Annotated in this window: 17 protein-coding genes; 9 read left to right on the plus strand and 8 right to left on the minus strand. The window is 59.5% G+C overall.

The genetic code is table 11. From position 1 onward, the window contains the following. Nucleotides 1–21 precede the first annotated feature (21 nt). The gene (locus AEP_RS14055; protein ID WP_087495962.1) at nucleotides 22–1,239 is read right to left on the minus strand and encodes a LysM peptidoglycan-binding domain-containing protein; all 1,218 of its coding nucleotides are present in this window, start codon (nucleotides 1,237–1,239) and stop codon (nucleotides 22–24) included. Between the two features lie 141 nt (nucleotides 1,240–1,380). Between AEP_RS14055 and def the strand changes: the two genes are divergently transcribed. The 5 genes from def to AEP_RS14080 all read left to right on the plus strand — a co-directional run bounded on the left by def (nucleotide 1,381) and on the right by AEP_RS14080 (nucleotide 5,389). Further along, the gene (gene def / locus AEP_RS14060) at nucleotides 1,381–1,890 is read left to right on the plus strand and encodes a peptide deformylase (RefSeq protein WP_087497348.1); all 510 of its coding nucleotides are present in this window, start codon (nucleotides 1,381–1,383) and stop codon (nucleotides 1,888–1,890) included. Between the two features lie 21 nt (nucleotides 1,891–1,911). Beyond that, nucleotides 1,912–2,919 (plus strand): methionyl-tRNA formyltransferase, encoded by a 1,008-nt coding sequence (gene fmt, locus AEP_RS14065; protein WP_087497349.1) that lies wholly within the window; start codon nucleotides 1,912–1,914, stop codon nucleotides 2,917–2,919. Next, on the plus strand, nucleotides 2,919–3,659 hold the full coding sequence (locus tag AEP_RS14070; RefSeq protein WP_087495963.1) for an AzlC family ABC transporter permease: 741 nt from the start codon (nucleotides 2,919–2,921) through the stop codon (nucleotides 3,657–3,659). Before fmt ends, AEP_RS14070 begins: the two co-directional genes overlap by 1 nt. Next, nucleotides 3,659–4,018, plus strand: a complete 360-nt coding sequence (locus tag AEP_RS14075) for an AzlD domain-containing protein (RefSeq protein WP_087495964.1) — start codon at nucleotides 3,659–3,661, stop codon at nucleotides 4,016–4,018. Before AEP_RS14070 ends, AEP_RS14075 begins: the two co-directional genes overlap by 1 nt. Nucleotides 4,019–4,195: 177 nt before the next feature. Beyond that, a complete protein-coding gene (locus AEP_RS14080; protein ID WP_087497350.1) occupies nucleotides 4,196–5,389 on the plus strand; it encodes a phosphoglycerate kinase in 1,194 nt (397 codons plus the stop codon). Nucleotides 5,390–5,491: 102 nt separating this feature from the next. On the opposite strand, the gene AEP_RS14085 is transcribed toward AEP_RS14080, so the two are convergent. Then, nucleotides 5,492–6,466 carry a diguanylate cyclase gene (locus tag AEP_RS14085; protein WP_087495965.1) on the minus strand — a complete coding sequence of 325 codons (975 nt, stop codon included), beginning with the start codon at nucleotides 6,464–6,466 and terminating at the stop codon, nucleotides 5,492–5,494. Nucleotides 6,467–6,635: 169 nt separating this feature from the next. Between AEP_RS14085 and pyk the strand changes: the two genes are divergently transcribed. The 4 genes from pyk (at nucleotide 6,636) to AEP_RS14105 (ending at nucleotide 11,114) form a co-directional block, all read left to right on the plus strand. After that, nucleotides 6,636–8,069 carry a pyruvate kinase gene (pyk, locus tag AEP_RS14090; RefSeq protein WP_087495966.1) on the plus strand — a complete coding sequence of 478 codons (1,434 nt, stop codon included), beginning with the start codon at nucleotides 6,636–6,638 and terminating at the stop codon, nucleotides 8,067–8,069. 170 nt (nucleotides 8,070–8,239) lie between these two features. Further along, the gene (fba, locus tag AEP_RS14095; protein WP_087495967.1) at nucleotides 8,240–9,319 is read left to right on the plus strand and encodes a class II fructose-bisphosphate aldolase; all 1,080 of its coding nucleotides are present in this window, start codon (nucleotides 8,240–8,242) and stop codon (nucleotides 9,317–9,319) included. A gap of 102 nt (nucleotides 9,320–9,421) precedes the next feature. Continuing rightward, complete coding sequence (locus tag AEP_RS20740; RefSeq protein ID WP_157673177.1) at nucleotides 9,422–10,120, plus strand: hypothetical protein; 699 nt, start codon at nucleotides 9,422–9,424, stop codon at nucleotides 10,118–10,120. An 88-nt stretch (nucleotides 10,121–10,208) separates the two neighbouring features. Then, nucleotides 10,209–11,114: a phosphoribosylaminoimidazolesuccinocarboxamide synthase gene (locus tag AEP_RS14105; protein WP_087495969.1), complete on the plus strand. Its 906-nt coding sequence runs from the start codon at nucleotides 10,209–10,211 to the stop codon at nucleotides 11,112–11,114. 7 nt (nucleotides 11,115–11,121) lie between these two features. Here AEP_RS14105 and AEP_RS14110 read toward each other — a convergent pair whose 3' ends face one another. The 6 genes from AEP_RS14110 to AEP_RS14135 all read right to left on the minus strand — a co-directional run bounded on the left by AEP_RS14110 (nucleotide 11,122) and on the right by AEP_RS14135 (nucleotide 18,326). Continuing rightward, complete coding sequence (locus AEP_RS14110; protein WP_087495970.1) at nucleotides 11,122–12,168, minus strand: ABC transporter ATP-binding protein; 1,047 nt, start codon at nucleotides 12,166–12,168, stop codon at nucleotides 11,122–11,124. A gap of 23 nt (nucleotides 12,169–12,191) precedes the next feature. Further along, nucleotides 12,192–14,393: an ABC transporter permease gene (locus AEP_RS14115; protein ID WP_087495971.1), complete on the minus strand. Its 2,202-nt coding sequence runs from the start codon at nucleotides 14,391–14,393 to the stop codon at nucleotides 12,192–12,194. 72 nt (nucleotides 14,394–14,465) lie between these two features. Beyond that, nucleotides 14,466–15,491 carry an ABC transporter substrate-binding protein gene (locus AEP_RS14120; protein WP_087495972.1) on the minus strand — a complete coding sequence of 342 codons (1,026 nt, stop codon included), beginning with the start codon at nucleotides 15,489–15,491 and terminating at the stop codon, nucleotides 14,466–14,468. Nucleotides 15,492–15,502: 11 nt separating this feature from the next. Then, nucleotides 15,503–16,579: an ABC transporter ATP-binding protein gene (locus tag AEP_RS14125; RefSeq protein ID WP_087495973.1), complete on the minus strand. Its 1,077-nt coding sequence runs from the start codon at nucleotides 16,577–16,579 to the stop codon at nucleotides 15,503–15,505. Continuing rightward, nucleotides 16,576–17,643, minus strand: coding sequence for a sensor histidine kinase (locus AEP_RS14130; RefSeq protein ID WP_087495974.1), 1,068 nt, complete (start codon nucleotides 17,641–17,643; stop codon nucleotides 16,576–16,578). Before AEP_RS14130 ends, AEP_RS14125 begins: the two co-directional genes overlap by 4 nt. Further along, nucleotides 17,640–18,326, minus strand: coding sequence for a response regulator (locus tag AEP_RS14135; RefSeq protein ID WP_087495975.1), 687 nt, complete (start codon nucleotides 18,324–18,326; stop codon nucleotides 17,640–17,642). Before AEP_RS14135 ends, AEP_RS14130 begins: the two co-directional genes overlap by 4 nt. Nucleotides 18,327–18,434 lie beyond the last annotated feature (108 nt).

Genomic DNA, 18,434 nt, shown 5'->3' on the forward strand with positions numbered 1-18,434 from the left:
GGGGCGCATCCTGCTGGAAGTTCAGCGGGGATTGATCAGGCGGTCACCCACGCGCACGCCATCGATGATTTCGAGGATCAGTGCATAAGACACGCGCTCATAGGTACTGAAAACCATGAGCAGCCCGTTGCGCTCGTCAGGCAACTTCATCAGCGGTTTGGTCGGGTCTGACTTGTCCACGATACGGGCACCATCTTTCTGGATTGCAAGGACATGCCCGCTTTCAATGCCATCCCGCTTACCCAGATTAATCGCAACGACCTGATTTTGGGATGCATTGACGATGGACGTGCTGCCATACACAGACACGATGCGACCTGCGATCCGGCCCTCGGGCGCGCGGGGCGTGTAGCTTGCAAACTGTTTGGGGGGCTCAGGCAACAGCCGGTCACCCACACGCATCTCTTCCTTGGCAGAAATGATGTCGATGGTGGCGGGAACGACCGCACTGAGGGTGCTGCCCTCCGGCCCGTTCACATCAGTAGTGCTTTCGCCTCGGGCCAAAGTCGCCTTGCCCACGTACTGGGCTTCATAGGCCAGGATTTCGCCGGTACCGGGGTCTTTCAAAGGCGTCGCATTGCGGAATACGCGGAACAGTTGCTCCCTGTTCTGGTTGTCCAGCAAAGGAGACTCTGTGCCACGCGCATATGCGCGATCGCCCCGCGCTAGAAGTACGCGCTCTTCCTGCGTCGCCACAATGCGGGCGGCGGCGCTCAGGCCCGCGGCGTCCACGATCATGGGCTCTGCGAGGAAGGCCTCAATGACGCTGGTGCGCAGGGTGGGCAACGCGAAGTCTGGCAGGGTTTCGTAACGGGTCCGCGGGCTGACGCGCACGGTCTCCGGGGCCGCGGCGCTCTCTCCAACCGGATTGGCCAGCTTCAGAGTGGCGACGCCATTGGCGCGCTCCAAAATCAAAATCTGGCCGGGGTAAATGCGGTGGGGGTTCTTGATTTCATCCAGATTCATGCCCCACAGCTCAGGCCAGCGCCACGGGCTCTTGAGGAACAAGGAGGAGATGCCCCACAGTGTGTCGCCACTTTTGACGGTGTAGCGGTCCGGGGCATTGGCGGCCAGCTCACTCAGTGGCACCCCTTTTTGGGCGACTGCAGTGGCCGTTTGGCGCTGCCCGCTGGTGATCGGGAAATTCTGCGCCCACGTGGCGGAAGTCGCCAGCGCGCCCGCCAGTGCAGCCAAGGCGGCAATTGCCAAGCGGGATTTCGCCATCAGGTGTGTCGTCATAGAGTACGAATCAGAGTGTGAACTTGATAATTTACGCGCGATTTTGCGCTCAAGCCCTTGATTCAGCAACGTTTTTGGGCTCGCTGTAATGCAAGCAAGCGTAAAAGTGGCGAAAATACCCACATCTCCAAGGCTGCATTCATGGCTCTACTTCCCATTCTCTGTTACCCCGACACCCGTCTTCACACTGTGGCCAAGCCGGTCAGCCACGTGGATGACCGTATCCGCACCCTGACAGCGGACATGCTTGAAACCATGTACGACGCCAAAGGCATTGGCCTCGCGGCTACCCAGATCGACGTGCATGAGCGCGTGATCGTGATCGACGTGTCCGAGGACCGCGACCAACCCATGGTCCTGATCAACCCGGAACTCGTTTGGACCAGCCCGACCACCCACCTTAACGAAGAGGGCTGTCTGTCAGTCCCCGGCATTTATGACGGAGTGACGCGCTTTGACGCCGTGCATTGCAAGGCGCTGGACGCAAATGGCCAAAGTCGTGTCATTGAAGCGGATGGCCTGTTGGCGGTTTGCATTCAGCACGAAATGGACCATTTGATGGGCAAAGTGTTCGTGGAGTACCTCTCGCCACTGAAGCGTAACCGCATCAAAACCAAAATGATCAAAGCCAAGCGCGAGGAAGCGCGCTAAGTGCCGGCGCTGCAGCGCCCTTTGCGCATCATTTTTGCCGGGACTCCCGAGTTCGCCCGTCTTGCACTGGCCGAATTGCATGCTGCCGGGCACACCATTGCCCTCGTGATGAGTCAGCCCGACCGGCCGGCCGGTCGGGGCATGAAACTCCAGGCTTCCGCAGTCAAGCAGTTTGCGCTTGAGCATTCCATACCGGTGGCGCAGCCGCGCAGTCTGCGGCTGAATGGCAAATTTCCTGAAGATGCTGCGGCGGCACGACAGGCCATCGCTGATGCGCAAGCCGACGTCATGGTGGTGGCCGCTTACGGCTTGATTCTTCCCCAATGGGTGCTGGATGACTTGGCCGCGCCACATGCGGATGGACGAGTACGTTTTGGGTGCCTGAATATCCATGGCTCATTGCTTCCCCGCTGGCGCGGCGCGGCCCCCATCCACCGGGCGATCGAGCTGGGTGATCCGGAGACTGGCGTCACCATCATGCAGATGGACGCGGGTCTCGACACCGGTGACATGTTGCTCAAGGAGTCACTACCGATTGCGGCAGATGACACCACCGCCACACTGCACGACAAAGTGGCCGGGCTGGGGGCCCAAATGATTGTGCAAACCCTGGATCTGGCCTCCCAAGGCGCGCTGCAGCCCCGGCGCCAGCCGGACGAGGGAGTGACCTACGCCCACAAAATCGAAAAAGAAGAAGCACCCATCCGTTGGTCGGATGACGCAAGCAGCATCGTGCGCCGCATCCGGGCATTTAATCCTTTTCCCGGCGCCACGGCCGTGATGCAAGGCGAAACACTCAAGGTGTGGGGTGCCAAAGTCGGGAACGGTGCTACCTCTGAAGAGTATGGACGCATTGTGGCCGTTGCGCCCGAAGGTATTGCGGTGGCTGCTATGAATTCCATAGTGATCATCACGGAGCTGCAGCGTCCGGGCGGCAAGCGCATGGCGGTGTCAGACTTCTTGCGCGGCATGCCGTTGGAGGTGGGTGCGCAGTTTGAGTTGCAGGCCTCTGCAGCGCCGGCCACCTGATGTTTTTTCTCGCCGAGAACCGCCGGCACCCGGAATTTCGCCGGGGCTTTGCCGACATGGCGGGCGTGGCCCCCGGCATTGCGGCCTGGGGTTTGATGACCGGTGTGGCCATGGTCAAGTCCGGGCTGAGCCCCGTGGAAGCGCTGCTCATGGCCACTACGGTCTTTGCTGGTAGTTCACAGTTGGCGGCCATGCCGCTGATTCAGGCGGGCGCTCCCATGTGGGTGATTCTGGCGACCGGGTTTTGTGTGAATCTTCGGTTTGTGGTGTTCAGTGCGCATTTGCGGCCCTACCTGATGCACTTGCCGCGCTGGCAACGTCTGGTGACGGGTTACCTGTCTGCTGATTTGACCTACGTGCTATTCACCAAGCACTATCCCCACCCCGGCGTCAACGCGGACGAGCGCGCAGCGCAGATGGCCTATCTGGCAGGCAACGGAGGCATCAACTGGGCGAGCTGGGTCACGAGCAGTGTGGTGGGCGTGATTCTGGCCAAATTTGTTCCCACTTCGTGGGGCTTGGGTTTTGCCGGCATTCTGGCTTTGGTAGGCATGTTGGCATCGTTGGCCAACACCCGCATGCGTTGGGTATCTGCCGGGGTGGCAGGGTCGGCGGCGGTGGCCGCCTTTGCCTTGCCGCTCAAGCTCAATATTCTGGTCGCCATTGCTGCCGCTGTGACGGTGTGTTTGCTCCTGGAAGCGCGCATTTCTGCAGCTACCGAAGAACGGCGGGTGGCCTGATGGCAAACTGGTTTGCGAACACCGATGTATGGACGGTGCTCACCATCCTGGGGCTGGCCTGTGTGACCGTGGTCGCGCGCTCGTTTTTCTTCATTTTTGACAAAGACTGGGTTATGCCGACGTGGGCGCAACGGGGGCTTCAATACGCACCGATTGCAGCCTTGTCTGCGGTCATCGTGCCGGAGATCGTGATGTTGCAAGGCCAGATGATTCACACCCTGAAAGATGCCCGCCTCTATGCGGTCGCAGGCGGTCTGGCTTATTTTTTCTGGCGGCGCGGTCAAGGGCAGGCGGTATTGGGCACCATTCTGTCGGGGATGGCGGTGTACCTGCCGCTGCACGTAGGGCTGGGCTGGTAGAGCTCGGCTGGTAGTGCGCAGGGCTGATCGGCCCCACACAGACAAGCGCGGTACGTTGCCGTTACGTTGTCGATACGCAGGGTGCGGTACAGAGCGCACTCCTACAATGCGGGCTGTTGCCGCTCCATGCGGACTCTGAGCCTGTTTTTCCATTTCCATTCTTCCGAGGTTGACCCCATGCAAGTGATCCGTTTCTCCGATCTGGTGGCCCAAGGCCAAGTGGCCGGCAAGCGCGTGTTTATCCGCGCGGACCTGAACGTTCCCCAGAACGACGCAGGCCACATCACCGAGGACACCCGCATCCGCGCCAGCATTCCCTGCATCGAAATGGCCCTGAAAGCCGGTGCCGCCGTGATGGTGACCAGCCATTTGGGTCGCCCCACCGAGGGCGAGTTCAAGCCCGAAGACTCTTTGGCACCCGTCGCCCAGCGCATGGGCGAGCTGATGGGCCGTGAGATTCCGGTGCTGGCGAACTGGACCGACGGTGTAACGGTTGCTCCCGGCCAGCTGGTGATGCTGGAAAACTGCCGCGTCAACAAGGGTGAGAAAAAGAACAATGAAGAACTCGCCAAGAAAATGGCAGCGCTGTGCGACATCTTTGTGCACGATGCCTTCGGCACCGCCCACCGGGCAGAAGCCTCGACCTACGGCATCGCCCAGTTCGCGCCCATTGCCTGCGCCGGCCCCCTGCTGGCTGCTGAAATGGATGCCATCTCCAAAGCCCTGCTGGCGCCCAAGCGCCCTCTGGTGGCCATCGTGGCCGGCTCCAAAGTGTCCACCAAGCTCACCATTCTCAAAAGCCTGGCCGCCAATGTGGACCAGCTCATCGTGGGCGGCGGCATTGCCAACACCTTCATGCTGGCGGCAGGTCTGAAAATCGGGAAGAGCCTGGCTGAGCCTGATTTGCTGGCCGAAGCCACCGCTGTGATCGAAGCCATGAAGGCGCGTGGCGCTGCGGTGCCCATCCCGACCGACGTGGTGACTGCCAAAACCTTTGCGGCCGATGCGCCCGCCACCATCAAGGCCGCGACCGAGGTGGCAGACGACGACCTGATTCTGGACATCGGCCCCCAAACCGCCCAAGCCCTGGCCGAGCAACTCAAGAAGGCCGGCACCATTGTGTGGAACGGCCCGGTCGGCGTGTTTGAGTTCGCGGCCTTTGAGAACGGTACCAAAGTGATCGCGCACGCTATTGCCGAGAGCAGCGCCTTCAGCATTGCCGGTGGTGGTGACACACTGGCCGCGATTGCCAAATACGGCATCGAAAAGCAGGTGGGTTACATCTCCACCGGCGGCGGTGCTTTCCTTGAAGTTCTGGAAGGCAAAACCCTGCCGGCCTTTGAAATTCTGGGCAAGCGTGCAGCGGGCTGATTGCTCCTAAATATGTAGCTGCCAGCGCATACAAATCGGGCGCAAAAGGCACTTTTGGTATGTAATCAAAAGTGCCTTTTTCTTTAGGGCTCTCCATGCCATTCAGGCCGCAGTGGCGGCTGGCGTGCCCTGCATCACCGTGCTGCGTATCTGGCCGGGCCCGCTGGCTTTGGCCAGCGCGAGTTGGGCGCTGACTTCTTGCAAAAAGCCGTCAACCTGTCCCGCCGCTGCATGGGTGCGTGTCACCAGCCCGATGCTCACGGTGATGTGTTGCATGGCGGTATGGCCCGGCTGCAGCTGGCCCAGATCGCGCACGCGCTCGGCCATGTCATTGGCCAGCTTGCGGACGTCGGCAGGCGAGGTGTCCGGCAGCAGGCATGCAAATTCCTCCCCGGCAAACCGGGCCACCAGGTCAGCCGGTCGTCGCAACACACCTTTGAGTGCCACGGCGATCAGACGCAGGCAATCATCACCAGCCTGATGTCCATAGCGCGCGTTGTAGGCGCTGAAATGGTCCACGTCCAACAGAATCAAGGAAAGCGGTAAGCCGCTGCGCGTGGAGCGCCCCCACTCGGATGCCAGCTGCTGGTCGAAATAGCGCCGGTTGAACACACCTGACAGGCCGTCCAGAAGCACCAGCTTTTTGAGCATGTCGGCCTGGAACTTGAGTGTGAGGTGGGTATGCACCCTGGCGCGCACTACGGCAGGGTTGATGGGCTTGGCAATAAAGTCCACCGCCCCCAGGCTCAGACCATGGGTTTCCTGTCCTGGGTCGGCGCGGGCTGTCACAAAAATCACCGGTATGGCGGCAGTCGCCGGGTTGGCCTTGAGCGCCTTGCACACTGAGAAGCCGTCCATCCCCGGCATCAGCACATCCAGCAGCACCAGGTCCGGCGGATCACTGCGACAAAGTGCCAAAGCCTGCTCGCCACTGGTGGCCATGTAGAGCTGGTAGTCGTCGCACAGGGTCTGCACCAGCAATTCTATGGGCAGGGGTTGGTCGTCTACTACCAGAACCTTGGGCTTGCCGTGGGTGCTGTCCAGCAGGGCAGCAGTGTGGGTGGCAGCGGCGTTCATGGTTTGGGCAGGTGGGTGAATGAAGACGAAAAGGGCACCATTCCATCATGGGTTGTCAGACAAGCCGCTTGGTACTTACCCGCCACTGCAAAAACATCTTGTGCCCTGCATGTAACCGGGATACATACAAGCATGTGAAAATAGGTAACTACCTCTAGGAGACAGACATATGCCGCGCCGCGCCACCAAAATTGTTGCCACCCTCGGACCCGCCTCCAGCGATGCCGCCATTCTGGAGCAGATGATCCGCGCCGGCGTGAACGTGGTTCGTCTGAATTTCAGCCACGGCAAAGCCCAGGACCACATCGACCGCGCCCGTTTGGTCCGTGAAGCAGCACAGCGTGCCGGCCGCGAAGTAGCCATCATGGCCGACCTGCAAGGCCCCAAGATCCGCGTCGGCAAGTTTGCTGAAGGCAAGGTGTTTCTGGAGCAGGGTCAGAAGTTTGTTCTGGATGCCGGCCGTACCGAACTGGGTGATATTGATGCCGTCGGCTTGGACTACAAGTCCCTCCCCCAGGAAGTGAAGGCCGGCGATGTTTTGTTACTCAATGACGGCTTGATCGTCATCACTGTGGACGCTGTGATCGGCGACCAGGTGCACACCACCGTCAAGCTCGGTGGCGAGTTGTCTAACAACAAGGGCATCAACAAGCAGGGTGGCGGATTGACCGCTCCCGCCCTGACCGGCAAAGACATGGAAGACATCCGCACTGCGATGAGTTTCCAGGCAGACTATGTGGCGGTGAGCTTTCCCAAAAACGCCACCGATATGGAAATGGCGCGCCAGTTGTGCAATGTGGCAGCGGCTGAATACAACCATAAGCCCGGTCTGATCGCAAAGATTGAACGCGCCGAGGCGATTCCAAAGCTGGAAGAAATTCTCCTCGCCTCCGACGGCATCATGGTTGCCCGAGGTGACCTCGCGGTGGAAGTTGGCAACGCTGCCGTGCCTGCGCTGCAAAAGCGCATGATCAAGCTGGCCCGCGAGCACGACAAAGTGGTGATTACCGCCACCCAGATGATGGAGTCCATGATCACCAATCCGGTGCCTACCCGCGCCGAGGTGAGCGACGTGGCTAACGCGGTGCTGGATGGCACGGACGCCGTCATGTTGTCCGCTGAAACTGCGGCCGGCAAATATCCGCTGGAAACCGTGATCGAGATGGCCAAGATCTGTCTGGCTGCCGAAAGCAGTGAGATGGTCAAGCTGGATGCGGACTTCACCGGAAAGACTTTTACCCGCATTGACCAGTCGATTGCCATGGGCGCTTTGTTCACTGCTCACCACCTGGGTGCCAAAGCCATTGTGGCGATGACAGACAGCGGAAGCACCGCTTTGTGGATGAGCCGTCACCTGATCCATGTGCCGATTTACGCGCTGACTCCCAAGGTCAGCACCCAGCGCAAGATGACGCTGTATCGCAATGTGCGTCCCTTGTTGATGGGCACCAGCGCCGACCGCGACACCGCATTGATGGATGCCGAAAAGCACCTCAAGACCCGCAGCATTGTGCAAAAGGGCGACATTTACGCCATTACTTGTGGCGAACCCATGGGTGCTCCGGGTGGTACCAACATGCTCAAGATCTGCGCAGTCAGCTGATTGCAGCTTGGCTATCACAAAAAAGGGAGCTGTGGCTCCCTTTTTTGTGCCCGCGTGAGGCCTGATTAGGCGGGTTAACCCTCGGCGGTTAGAATCCGGCAACGGTACAAGTTACCAAGCGGTTACATGAATTGGCCGCTGCAGGTTATTAACTTCCTGGGGATAGAAAAATGGCACTCGTTTCCATGCGCGAGCTTTTGGACCACGCTGCAACGCATAACTATGCGATTCCAGCGTTCAACGTCAACAACCTGGAGCAGGTTCAGGCCATCATGGAGGCGGCCAAAGAAACCGGCGCTCCTGTGATCATGCAAGCCAGCGCCGGCGCCCGCAAATATGCCGGTGAGCACTTTCTCAAGCACCTGATTCAGGCCGCTGTGGAAAGCTACCCCACCATCCCCGTGGTGATGCACCAGGACCATGGCCAAAGCCCTGCCGTGTGCCAAGGCGCCATCGACCTAGGCTTCAGCTCCGTTATGATGGACGGCTCCTTGGAGGCTGACGGCAAAACGATCGCCAGTTTTGAGTACAACGTCGAAGTCACCCGCAAGGTGGTCGACATGGCCCACAAGCTGGGCGTGACGGTGGAAGGTGAGCTGGGCTGCCTCGGCTCCCTGGAGACCATGAAGGGCGACAAGGAAGACGGCCACGGGACCGATGCTGTCATGACCCGCGAACAACTTCTGACAGACCCTGAAGAAGCCGCTGAGTTCGTCAAGCTGACCCAGCTGGACGCCTTGGCCATTGCCATTGGCACCAGCCACGGCGCTTACAAGTTCACCCGCCAGCCTACAGGCGACATTCTGGCTATTGAACGCATCAAGGAAATCCACGCCCGTATTCCCAACACCCATTTGGTGATGCACGGCTCCAGTGCAGTACCCCAAGACCTGTTGGCAGCCATCAACCAATATGGCGGCAAGATGGCCCAGACTTGGGGCGTGCCGGTGGAAGAGGTGCAGCGCGCTATTCCTTTTGGTGTCCGTAAAGTCAACATCGACACCGACATCCGCATGGCTATGACCGCTGCTGTGCGCAAGTTCATGTTCGAGAACCCTGAAAAGTTCGATGCCCGCGAGTGGCTCAAGCCCGCCCGTGAGGCAGCCAAGCAGCTGTGCAAGCAGCGTTACATCGAGTTCGGTTGCGAAGGTCGAGCTGCCAGCATCAAGGGCCATAGCCTGCAAGTCGTCGCAGGGCAATACGCCCGCGGTGAGTTGGCGCAAGTGGTGCAGGACATGGCTGTGGCTTGAAGTCCTCAAGTTCGATCTAGCAATGGCCGCTTGTGCGGCCATTTTTTATGAGGTCGAGGGAGTTAGACTCCCCGCACTTTTCTATAAATGCGGGGAGACAATATGCGACGTGGGTTCGTAGGGTTCATGCTCGGGACGTTGATTTTTTTGGTTGGATGCGAGACCGCTAAACCACGATACTTTTCGCCTCCGAACGACTATGTTCCCCTTGCAAAGATAAGTGTAGAAAGTCGTTTTAAAGCCGTTGAGATTACAAGCCAAAGCATTGGTGAAGAAGTAAATAGATGTGTTCCCCCACTCAATGCGTCCAGCAAAAATGTCCAGCAATTGGCTGGAAAGCTGCCCTTACCAACGGGCACGATGACTGCTCTCGGGCATGCCAGCTCAGCCCATCAGTTCTTGGTTCGTGGAACTTCGTCAATATGCTTACGTCAGAGCGACGCTCGGCATTTCATCCTTGCATCAGATTCATTGCTGGATACTGTGAATCCAGTCGGAGTACCGCCAGATGTGCAGGAAGAGTGGTACCGGAATATCGCGCTGAAGCTGGCACAGAATGGCTCGGTCAAGGTGATTTATGTCTTCGGTAGTGGTGGCAATGCAAGCGCTGTGTCGTATTGGTTTGGTACCGGTCAATCTGACAACAGTACGCTCTACTACAGCCAGGAGTTCAAGAAGGCAGGATCATGGGACGCCAATGCTTATGGCCTTGTTTTTAGACACATCAATCTCGCCTCCATCTCCGAAACAAAACGCAACGGCGTAGGGAGAAAGAGCGATTTCGTCCCTGTGAGTCGATAGCCCAGCATTTGCGCAACCAACGAACTTGCGATAATCCAAGGCTTCGCCTTCCATTCCGGGGCGAAGCCTTTTTACTTTTGTGGACGCCATGACTTCAGCTTTGCACACCTCCGCCTTGTCCCTTCCCTTGCTCGCCCGTGGCAAGGTGCGCGATAACTATGCTGTGGGTGAAGACCGCATCCTGATGGTGGCCAGCGACCGTTTGTCTGCGTTTGACGTGATCATGGGCGAGCCTATTCCCGGCAAGGGCGCGCTTCTGACCCAGATGGCCTTGTTTTGGTTTGAGAAGCTGGGCAAGAACGGGGCTGACGTCTGTCCTAACCATCTGACTGGCGATGCGCCTGAAAGCGCTGTAACACCTGCCGAAGCGGCGCAGGTCGCGGGTCGTTCCATGCTGGTCAAGCGCCTCAAGCCCCTGCCTGTCGAAGCCGTGGTGAGGGGTTATCTGGCAGGTAGCGGCTGGAAGGAATACCAGCACAACGGCGCGGTTTGCGGTGTGCCATTGCCCGCCGGCCTGCAAAACGCCAGCAAGTTGCCTGAGCCGATTTACACCCCGGCCGCCAAGGCGGCAGTCGGTGACCATGACGAGAACATCACTTTCGAGAAAACCGTGGAGATGATCGGATTGGATTTGGCTACCCGCATCCGCGATATCAGCATCCAGATTTACAAGGTGGCCGCTGAGTTCGCCTTGACCAAGGGCATCATCATTGCCGACACCAAGTTCGAATTTGGTTTGGACAAAGACGGTACCCTGACCCTGATGGATGAAGTGCTGACACCGGACTCCAGCCGCTACTGGCCGGTGGAAAGTTACCAAGTCGGTACCAACCCGCCCAGCTACGACAAGCAGTTCGTGCGCGACTGGCTGGAGCAAGCTCTGGTGGATGGCAAGCCCTGGGACAAAACCCCCCCGGCACCCCGCGTGCCCCGCGAGGTGATTGAGAAGACGGCCGACAAGTACCGCGAAGCCCTGCAGCGCTTGACGACCTGATCGCTGCTCAAGCTGCTACGACGGAAACGCCCCTTTGAGCGATGTTCAAGGTGACATCGTCTTGGGGGGACCAGTGGCCTTGGGCATCCGAGGCCACGACGAAGATGGGCCCTAACGCGGTCTCTACCGTCAACTCCTGAAAGCTCCCCAAGTAGGCCGCTTTGCTTACGGTGCCTTGCAGGCCCGAGCTGTGTCCGGGATGGACGGACCAAGCTTCGGGGCGAATCGCCACTTTTACCGGGCCTGCGTTCAAGCGACGCGGTGTTGAGAGCGTCAAGGGGCCCAATTCCACAGAGCCGTTTTCCAGGCATTGGCCATTGAGCAAGACTGCTTCGCCCATGAAGCCTGCAACAAATTCAGTTTGCGGGTTCTCGTAAAGTTCGCGTGGGCTTCCGGCCTGTGCAATCTGCCCTCCGTTCATCACAATGATCTGGTCGCTGACGGCCAAGGCTTCGCTCTGGTCATGGGTCACGTAAGCCACCGTCAGTTTCAGCCGCTGTTGCAGTGCCCTGATTTCTTCGCGCATGGACCGGCGCAAGCGTGCGTCCAGGTTGGACAGCGGCTCATCAAACAAGAGCACAGAGGGCTCCAGCACCAGCGCACGTGCCAATGCCACGCGTTGCTGTTGCCCCCCAGACAGTTCTGCGGGGTAACGGCTCTCGTACCCCCCCAGGCCTACGATGGCCATGGCTGAGCGGGCACGTTCGCTCACCTCCTGTTTGGGTACGCCGCTCACGTTAAGTCCGTAGGACACGTTCTCCAGCACCGACATGTGGGGGAACAATGCATAGCTCTGAAAGACCATGCTTACGTTGCGCTCCGCCGGCCCCAGGTGGGTGACATCGCGGCCGTCAATGAAGATTTGGCCGCTGGAGGGCGACTCCAGCCCGGCGATCATGCGCAGGGTGGTGGTCTTGCCACAGCCGGACGGGCCGAGGATGGTGGTCAGCGTCCCTTTGGGAACATGAAAGTCGATCGCGTTGACCACCAGAGGGCTTTGGGCGCCGCCGTAGCGCTTGGAGACCTGACGGAAAGAAATGCCTGTGTTGTTCATGGAAGTCGTCATCCGTAATTATTTCAATGGGCAGTTGCAGCGTTGCGGCGGCCGAGTTTGCGTTCACCCACTAGGGCTTGGACCAAGAGGGTGCTGCAGGACATGAGCAGGATCAGCACCGTGCAATACGCCAACGCCACACCGTAGTCACCATTGCCTACGCGGCCGATGATGTAAGTGGTGGACAGCTCGTACTGCGCCGTAACCAGGAAGATCACGGCAGACACGGTGGTGATGGAGCGTACAAACGAATACACCAGTGCTGCTACCAGCGCCGATTTGATGAGGGGCAATACCACCAGGCGTAAGGTAGTGAGGGTGTTGGCGCGCAGCATCAGAGACGCTTCGTCCAGTGAGCGATCCAATTGCTTGAAGGCGGCAGTCCCTGCACGTACCCCTACAGGCAGGTTGCGGAACACAAAGCACAAGACGATGATCAGCCCGGTACCCGTCAGCTCCACAGGCGGTACGTTGAACGCCAAGATGTAGCTGACACCAAGCACCGTGCCCGGAACTGCAAAAGTCAAAAGTGCAGAAAATTCGAAACTGGCCTTGCCCCGGAACTCCGCGCGCGCCAGCAACCAGGCAATCAGCAGGCCGAGGCCCGCGCACAAAGGTGCCGCCATGGCTGCCAGCGACACGGTGGTGAACAGCGAGTTCCAGGCAGTACCTGCCCAGACCACACCGTAATCTCCCCATTGCACATCAAAGGCAGTGCGGAAGTGATTTAGCGTGAGCGTGTAGTCACGCCCCCAAGTCTGGACGAAACCACCGGCGAAGGCAAAGAGGTACACAACCAGTGTGAACACCAGCCAGGGACCTGCCACACCCAGGCATAGCTTGCGGATACCTGCGGGGAGGGGCATGGGCAAACCTGCATCGCCCTTGCCGGCAACCGTGGTGAAACTGCCTTTGCCAAGAACCCTGCGCTGGATGAAGAAGACTGCAAGGGCAAACACCGTCAGGATCAGCGACAAGGCCGCGGCCATTCCCGGGTCCAGGGACGCTCCCACAATGGCAAAGAAGATTTCTGTCGACAGTACGGCGAACTGCCCGCCGACCACGATCGGGTTCCCGAAGTCCGCCATGCTCTCGATGAATCCCACCAAAAATGCATTGGCCAAGCCCGGCTTGAGCAAAGGCAGGGTGACGGTCCAAAAAGTCTGCATGCGACTGGCGCGCAGGGTCTGGGAGGCTTCCTCCATGGAAGGGCTCACGCCTTGCACCACACCGCGCATGATCATGAAGGCAATAGGGGTGAAGGCGAACAACTGCGCCAGCCAGACACCGAAGAAACCATAAAACCAGCGCGTGGGCTCAATGCCAAAAGCCCATTCCAGATATTGATTGAAGAGCCCGGCACGCCCAAATAACAAAATCAGCCCCAAGCCCACTACAAACGGCGGTGTGATGATGGGCAACATGGCCAGAATGTTGAGCGGCTTGGCTAATGCTTTTGCTTCCCGCTCTGCCCAGAGTGCGATCAAGGTGCCCAGGAATGTGGTCCCGGCGGCTGTGAGCAGTGCGAGACCCAGAGTGTTCCAAGCTACACCGCAACGGCCTTGGCCACTGATACATCCGAGGCCCCAGATGCGGGCAGTGCCGATCCGGTCCCACAGGGCGCTGATGGAGAATAGTCCCTCGTCATTGAGCACGCTGCCAATCAAGGACTTGAGAACCGGGTACACCACAAACAGCGCCAGCAAGGCGGTACAACACAACACGGCACCGGCTACGAAGGCGTCACCCTTGAATCCTCCTAGACGTGCTACGCCGATGGAGAGCAGTGCCAGCAGGCTCACTATCAACACCATGGCGCCCCACCCCATGCCCGGCTGGGTGTAGTCCGTGGCGCCTGCCAATGCAGTGAGCCAATCCCAAGTCCACCCCACCATACCGATGGCAAATCCGCTGAAGACCAGCCCTGCCAGACCCAGGCCAGCGCCACTGCACAACAACAGACCCTGGCGGCGCGGTGTATGAGTGAATACAGCGGAGGCTGCCAGTAGTAGTCCCGCCATGCCCACCCCCAGCCAGGGGCGGGCATGGCTGCTCATTTGAGTCCAGCCGTTGGCACTGGCAGCGGCGCCCCACAGGCCGGGCAGGGCCTCCAAGAGGCTCCCTCGTTGAAGAAAATACCAGGGCAGCAGCACAAAGGCCGCAGCGCCAAGGGCGGCCCAAAGGGCAATGACGCGGCGGGTTCGCCACGGGTGAAAAGTGTTCATGTCATCCAGCGTGAGGCAGGGCCCGGCCTGCTGCAGAACGCAGCGGCGGGCGGGTTAGCAGGGAATGCGGGATTAGCGGGACTGGCCGTTCACATCGCGTTCCCAGCGCTGAATCAGGCGCTTGCGCTCTGCGGACTGGCCGTACTTGGCATAGTCGTAGTCGATCATCTTGATCTTGCGGAAGTCCGGTACGCGGGGGTCCACCTTGGTTTCCCGGTTGGAGGGCAGCTGGAACTGCAGCGTGGCAGCGCCCAGAGCCTGTGCGCCCGGCGTCAAAGCCCAGTCATAAAACTTCTTCGCCGCTTCCAGGTTGCGCGCACCGCGCACGATGGACATCGAGCCGATCTCCGCTCCTGTGCCATCGGACGGTGTGATGGTCTCCAGGGGGAAGCCTTGGGCCTTTTCACCGGGGCCGTCGTGCACAAAGCTGATGGAAATTGCGGCTTCGCCACGTGCCACGGCCTTGATGGGGCCTACGCCGGAGCGTTGATAGGTGGCAATGTTTTTGTGCAGCTTGGCAAGATAGTCAAATGCTTTGTCTTCTCCCATCAGTTGCACGAGAGTGGCAATCATGGTGTATGCCGTACCGCTGGAGGACGGGTTGGCGGATTGGATTTCGCCTTTGTACTCAGGCTTGATCAGATCAGCCCACGTCTTCGGGATGGGCAGCTTCTTCTTGGCAATCAGTTCGGTGTTGTATCCAAAACCCAAAGGTCCGGAATAAATGCCTACCGTCTTGTAGCCGGACTGTGCGGCCTGCTTTTGCGCCCAGTCGTACAACTTTGGCAGCAGCGGCGACTTGTATTCCTGAGTCAAGTTTTGTTCGGCAGCCACCAGGTGCGGGTCTCCAGTGCCCCCGAAAAAGATGTCTGTCTTGGGGTTTGCTTTTTCGGCCATGAGTTGGGCGACGGCTTCGCCTGAGCCCTTGAGTGTCATGTTGACCTTGATGCCTTGGCTCTTCTCGAAGGTGACGGCAATCATGCTGCACCATGGCGCTTGGCCCGAGCAGATGATGTTGACCTCGCTGCCGGATTGGGCATAAACGCTGGCTTGAGAGAGCGCGATACATGCAGCGGCGATCAGGTGGGTTTTCTTCATGAAAGTCTCCTTTAGTGTTGAAACAAGGGTTCTGGTGAGATTGGAAAAATGGAGGGCAACAGCACGCTGACCCCCTGTGCTGACAAAAACAAGCTGACCGGGGCGCCGCAGGCATAGGCTGCGCCTTGTGACGGAATGAGCACCAATATCTCGCCCAAAGTGGTGTGCACCCACACCTCCGTAGAGGGACCTAGAAAGGCACTCCGTAAAACCTTGCCCGGTAATCCGGCCGAACTGGCCGGTGCGATACGCCAGGCGTGCGGACGCACGACGATACGCACCGCGCCACGACGCAGCCCGGGGTCAGGACCGAACTGCAAGGGGCCCAGATGTACAACACCACGGGCGTCCACCTCGGCGTCAAATGTGGCAGCGTCACCCATGAAGGCGGCAACGAACTCTGACAGGGGACGTTCATAAAGATCCCGCGGTGAGCCGATTTGCGCAATCCTGCCCTCTTGCATGACGACGACGCGGTCACTGACCGACATGGCTTCTGCATGGTCGTGGGTGACATACAGCACTGTCAGATCCAGCCTCTGTTGCAGGGAGCGGATGTCTTCACGGATATGGCGTCGCAAGTTGCTGTCGAGGTTGGAGAGAGGCTCATCCAGCAACAAGATACGGGGCTGCAATGCGAGTGCGCGAGCCAGTGCGGTGCGTTGTTGCTGACCGCCGGACAACTCATGCGGCATGCGATCTTCCAAGCCTTGCAGACCGACCAGCGTCAGGGCCTGGGTACAACGCTCGCGTTGGCTCGCCGCAGACAGGCCTTGCATGCGCAAGCCATAGCAGACGTTTTCTTCCACGCTCTGGTAGGGAAACAGGGCGTAGCTCTGAAACACCAGACTGAGGTCCCGTTGTTCGGCGCTCTTGGAAGTAACGTCTTCCCCGTGAAAGATCAGCTGCCCCTCGTCGGGTGTGTCCAGTCCGGCTACCAAGCGCAGCAGCGTGGTTTTGCCGCATCCGGAGGGGCCAAGTAGAGTCGTCAACCGGCGATCCGGGATATGCACATCCACCCCGTGCAGCGCCTTGTAGCCATTGGCATAGGTCTTGGTCACCCCGCGGATTTCCAGACCGGGCCTCATGCCGGCATCCTCAATGCGGCATCCGACAGGGACGCATGCAGCATCGATGGGGCGGGTACTGCGGAGTCTTGCGCCATGGCATGCGCAGGCCGAGGCCAGCGGACTACGGCATCGACGCCCACTACCGCGCCCTGTTGGATACGGTTGTAGAGGTCCAGCGTCGCGTGCATGGACACAGCGATTTGCTTGCAGATCGACAGGCCCAAGCCCACTCCGGTGCCTCCGCTGGCGGATTCGAAGGGCTGGAACAGGCGCTCCCGGACTGCCTCGTCCAACCCTCCAGCGTTGTCCCAGACCAGAAGCTCCATCTCGTCCGGCAGATGGCGTATGACTACGCCCAGACTGGCTCCCGCCGTGGACTGGCGAATCGCATTGGCTAACAGATTGCGCAGCAATTCACCGATAAGCCAGCTGTCGCTCATGAGCCGCACGGGTTCGGCGTCCAAAGATACTTCCAACTGCTTGCGTGCGATCAAGGGGGCAAACTCGACCAGAATTTCGCTGGCAAGGTGATGCATATCCACCAAGCTCCACTGGGCGTGCCGGACCTTTTGTTCCACTTTCGCCTGCGACAGCAATTGATTCGCCAGATGGCTTGCGCGATCCAGCGTACGCAGCATTTTGGGCAGGGTGTCAGAGGCCGGAAGCTCCCCGGAGGTGACACCTTGCACTTGGGTTTTCAGCACCGCCAACGGTGTGCGCAACTGGTGAGAGGCTTCCGCAATGAAGCGCTGCTGTTGCTCCAAGGCATCCCGTTGTTGTTGCCATTGCACATTCAGGGCACGCACGATGGGTTCCAATTCTACGGCCGGCGTATGTCCCAAGGGCGTTGTTTCCTCGGGTTGACGGCTGGCTACGGTGGTCGTTAGTTCTTGTAGTGGCCGCAGACAATGCCCCGCCAGCCACCACAGAGTTGGTGCACCCGCCAGCGCAATGCACACAGAAATCCACGGTGTAGTGGATCCGATGGCGCCGAGCGCTCCCCCCAGTCCGGTGCAGATCACGAACATCAGCAATAGCTGCTTCCGCATGGATTGGGCGGCTTTGCCGTTGGTCTGGGTCATGCCGGATCCTTGCTGTCGTGGCCCAGTTCGTCCACCAGAAGGTAGCCGATACCGCGCATCGTCAATAAGGCGGCACCACTGCCTGCTAAGCGTTTGCGCAAACGGTGCGCAAGCAGGTCGATGGCATCGCTTTGATGGCTGGCATCGTCACCGAAGATGGCCTGATACAAGTCATCTTTGGATACCGGGCGGCCCGGCTTGGTGATCAAGGCGCGCAACATCGCGCTTTCCCGAGGGGCAATGTCCAAAGGGCGCCCAGATCGCAAGAACAGTCCCTGGTTCATGTCGAGCTGCAAGTGCCCGCAACGGAAGTCTTCGATGCCCTGGCTACGTCGCATCAGGGCACGCAGGCGAGCCACCAGTTCCTCGGTGTCGAAAGGTTTGGTCAGGTAGTCATCGGCGCCGAGGGTCAGTCCGGTGACCCGCTCGCCGATGGAGGCGCGGGCCGTGACTACCAGCACCGGCAGGCGCAATCCAAGGTCGCGCATGCGTTGCAATACGTCCAGACCGTCCAGCCCTGGCAGGCTCAGGTCCAAGATGACCGCGTCGAAGTTCCGTTTGCGCATCCATGCCAGCGCTTCATGCCCGTCGGCACAGCACACCGGCTTGAACCCGCGCGATGCGAGTACACGCCCCAAGGCATCCACCAGATCCAGATCGTCTTCAACCAACAACACATCCATGCCGGTATCGTGCTGTCAGGGGGCTAGCCCCGCAATGGGGTTAGCGCGCAGGTTGAATGAAAGAAACTTGAAATGTGGCAGGCTTCCACTGAAGCGGCCATCGGCCCT

The sequence above is a fragment of the Curvibacter sp. AEP1-3 genome, from assembly GCF_002163715.1.
In the GTDB taxonomy this organism is placed as follows: domain Bacteria; phylum Pseudomonadota; class Gammaproteobacteria; order Burkholderiales; family Burkholderiaceae_C; genus Allorhodoferax.

Excerpts from the sequence above, each read along its gene's own strand:
- pyk (WP_087495966.1), top strand. The coding sequence starts at position 6,636 with ATGCCGCGCCGCGCCACCAAAATTGTTGCCACCCTCGGACCCGCCTCC.
- AEP_RS14070 (WP_087495963.1), top strand. The coding sequence starts at position 2,919 with ATGTTTTTTCTCGCCGAGAACCGCCGGCACCCGGAATTTCGCCGGGGC.
- AEP_RS14130 (WP_087495974.1), bottom strand. The coding sequence starts at position 17,643 with ATGACCCAGACCAACGGCAAAGCCGCCCAATCCATGCGGAAGCAGCTA.
- AEP_RS14120 (WP_087495972.1), bottom strand. The coding sequence starts at position 15,491 with ATGAAGAAAACCCACCTGATCGCCGCTGCATGTATCGCGCTCTCTCAA.
- AEP_RS14135 (WP_087495975.1), bottom strand. The coding sequence starts at position 18,326 with ATGGATGTGTTGTTGGTTGAAGACGATCTGGATCTGGTGGATGCCTTG.
- AEP_RS14125 (WP_087495973.1), bottom strand. The coding sequence starts at position 16,579 with ATGAGGCCCGGTCTGGAAATCCGCGGGGTGACCAAGACCTATGCCAAT.
- AEP_RS14075 (WP_087495964.1), top strand. The coding sequence starts at position 3,659 with ATGGCAAACTGGTTTGCGAACACCGATGTATGGACGGTGCTCACCATC.
- AEP_RS14115 (WP_087495971.1), bottom strand. The coding sequence starts at position 14,393 with ATGAACACTTTTCACCCGTGGCGAACCCGCCGCGTCATTGCCCTTTGG.
- AEP_RS14080 (WP_087497350.1), top strand. The coding sequence starts at position 4,196 with ATGCAAGTGATCCGTTTCTCCGATCTGGTGGCCCAAGGCCAAGTGGCC.
- AEP_RS14055 (WP_087495962.1), bottom strand. The coding sequence starts at position 1,239 with ATGACGACACACCTGATGGCGAAATCCCGCTTGGCAATTGCCGCCTTG.
- def (WP_087497348.1), top strand. The coding sequence starts at position 1,381 with ATGGCTCTACTTCCCATTCTCTGTTACCCCGACACCCGTCTTCACACT.
- AEP_RS20740 (WP_157673177.1), top strand. The coding sequence starts at position 9,422 with ATGCGACGTGGGTTCGTAGGGTTCATGCTCGGGACGTTGATTTTTTTG.
- AEP_RS14085 (WP_087495965.1), bottom strand. The coding sequence starts at position 6,466 with ATGAACGCCGCTGCCACCCACACTGCTGCCCTGCTGGACAGCACCCAC.
- AEP_RS14105 (WP_087495969.1), top strand. The coding sequence starts at position 10,209 with ATGACTTCAGCTTTGCACACCTCCGCCTTGTCCCTTCCCTTGCTCGCC.
- fba (WP_087495967.1), top strand. The coding sequence starts at position 8,240 with ATGGCACTCGTTTCCATGCGCGAGCTTTTGGACCACGCTGCAACGCAT.
- AEP_RS14110 (WP_087495970.1), bottom strand. The coding sequence starts at position 12,168 with ATGAACAACACAGGCATTTCTTTCCGTCAGGTCTCCAAGCGCTACGGC.